This is a genomic window from Mesorhizobium sp. M4A.F.Ca.ET.020.02.1.1, assembly GCF_004022645.1.
Taxonomy (GTDB): domain Bacteria; phylum Pseudomonadota; class Alphaproteobacteria; order Rhizobiales; family Rhizobiaceae; genus Mesorhizobium.
Window position 1 is genome coordinate 1 of the sequence record NZ_RZOI01000981.1, and the last position, 1,791, is coordinate 1,791.

Here is a 1,791-nt window from a genome sequence, read left to right on the forward strand (position 1 = left end):
TTTCCCAATATGACACTGGTCGGCGTGGTCGACGCCGATCTCGGCCTCGCCAATGGCGATCCGCGCGCCGCCGAGCGCACCTTCCAGCTGCTCAGCCAGGTGACGGGCCGCGCCGGCCGCACCGGCAAGAAGAGCCTCGGTCTGCTGCAGACCTACCAGCCGGACCATCCGGTGATGCGGGCCATCGTCTCCGGTGACGCCGAGGCCTTTTACGAGCGCGAGATCGCCGAGCGCGAGCGGGCGGCGCTGCCGCCCTTCGGCCGGCTCGCCGGCGTCATCGTCAGCGCCGCGACGCGGGCCGAAGCGGAGGCGCATGCGCGCGGCCTGCGCCGCACCGCGCCGCAGGCGGCGGACCTGTTCGTGCTGGGCCCGGCCGAGGCGCCGTTGTCACTGCTCGGCGGGCGCCACCGCTTCCGCCTGCTGATCCAGGGCGAGCGGCGCGCCGACATGCAGGGCTTCATCCGCGCCATGCTGGCCGAAGGGCCGAAATTGCGCGGCTCGGTTCGGGTGCAGGTCGATATCGATCCGCAGAGCTTTTTGTGAGATTACGAAACTACTCCCGTGGACCAGTCTCAGCGAAGGGGTCCAGGTAGGGTACATCCAGAACCGCAAAATGCCGGACATTGGCCGTCAAGACTGAGAGGCCATTCAAACGAGCGGTCGCGGCGATCAGGATGTCCGCCAAGCCCGGGTTAAAGCCTCTGGCGAGAGCGGCATCCTCCAATTTGCCGGCTTCCCTCGCGATTGCCGTGTCGACTGGCAGAATGCGCTGGTCGAATTCCGCCAGCAGCCGTTCGAACCATTCGCCAATACGTGCCGCCTTCGAATTCGCGCCAGATCGCTTCAGCTTCGCAATGCCCTTTTCCACCTCCAGAACGACAATGGAAGACATATGCCATGAGCCGCGCGCCCGCTGTTCGGCAACCCATGTCTGAACGTGCGAGGGAAGGGGAGCACGGTCAGGTTCAAAGGCCGACAGGAACGACGTATCCAGCAGATAGCCAGTCAAAACTCGACGTCCCGGGACGGCGATTCGTTTCGCTCAAACTCGATGCCGCCGGGGTAATGAAGCAGGAAATCCACGAAGTCCTGCTGGCTGTTTTGCGGATAGAGCTTCTGCCCCTCTTCAATCGGGACAACCATGGCCGTTGGTTTGCCATGCTTTGTGATGACGGTAGGCTCACCATTCTCGGCGGCCTCGACGAGCGCTGAGAAACCTGCCTTGGCCTCCCGAACCTGCATCGTCTTCATAACTGCCTCCTTGTAGTCTCATGTGGTCATAATATAGGAATTGCTGGAAAGGAACAGCCACCGTGAAAACCCTCGGCCTCATCGGCGGCATGAGCTGGGAATCGACCGCCATCTACTATCGCCTGCTCAACGAGATCGTGCGCGAGCGGCTCGGTGGGCTGCATTCGGCGAAGCTGCTCTTATGGTCGTTCGACTTCGCCGAGATCGCCGAGCGCCAGCATGCCGGCGACTGGCAGGGCGCGGGCGTGCTGCTCGTCGAGGCCGCGCGCAAGCTGGAGGCGGGCGGCGCCGAGGGCCTGGTGGTCTGCACCAACACCATGCACAGGCTGGCGGACGAGGTGCAGGCGGCGGTGTCGATCCCCCTGATCCACATCGCCGATGCTACGGCGGTCGCGGTCAGGGATGCCGGCGTCAGGCGGCCGGCGCTGCTCGCCACGCGCTTCACCATGGAGCAGGATTTCTACAAGGGCCGGCTTGCCGAGAAGTATGGCCTGCACCCGGTGGTGCCCGGCCAGGCCGGCCGCGGCATGGTACACCGGG

The 1,791-nt window shown here is 64.8% G+C and carries 3 protein-coding genes and 1 pseudogene; 2 read left to right on the top strand and 2 right to left on the bottom strand.

The genetic code is table 11. From position 1 onward, the window contains the following. Nucleotides 1-543 (top strand): annotated as a pseudogene (locus tag EN742_RS33880) (primosomal protein N'); the annotation flags it as partial. A 10-nt stretch (nt 544-553) separates the two neighbouring features. Here the strand turns inward: EN742_RS33880 and EN742_RS33885 are convergent. Together EN742_RS33885 and EN742_RS33890 are read right to left on the bottom strand one after the other, a co-directional pair. After that, a complete protein-coding gene (locus EN742_RS33885; protein WP_126057600.1) occupies nt 554-1,009 on the bottom strand; it encodes a type II toxin-antitoxin system VapC family toxin in 456 nt (151 codons plus the stop codon). Next, the gene (locus EN742_RS33890) at nt 1,006-1,251 is read right to left on the bottom strand and encodes a type II toxin-antitoxin system Phd/YefM family antitoxin (protein WP_126057601.1); all 246 of its coding nucleotides are present in this window, start codon (nt 1,249-1,251) and stop codon (nt 1,006-1,008) included. The genes EN742_RS33885 and EN742_RS33890 overlap by 4 nt, the downstream gene beginning before the upstream one ends. Before the next feature lie 62 nt (nt 1,252-1,313). On the opposite strand from EN742_RS33890, the gene EN742_RS33895 reads away from it, so the two are divergent. Further along, nucleotides 1,314-1,791: amino acid racemase (locus EN742_RS33895; RefSeq protein ID WP_128333819.1), on the top strand; the 478-nt coding region annotated here is incomplete at its 3' end.

Coding starts and splice junctions, on each gene's coding strand:
- EN742_RS33890 (WP_126057601.1), bottom strand. CDS start 1,251: ATGAAGACGATGCAGGTTCGGGAGGCCAAGGCAGGTTTCTCAGCGCTC.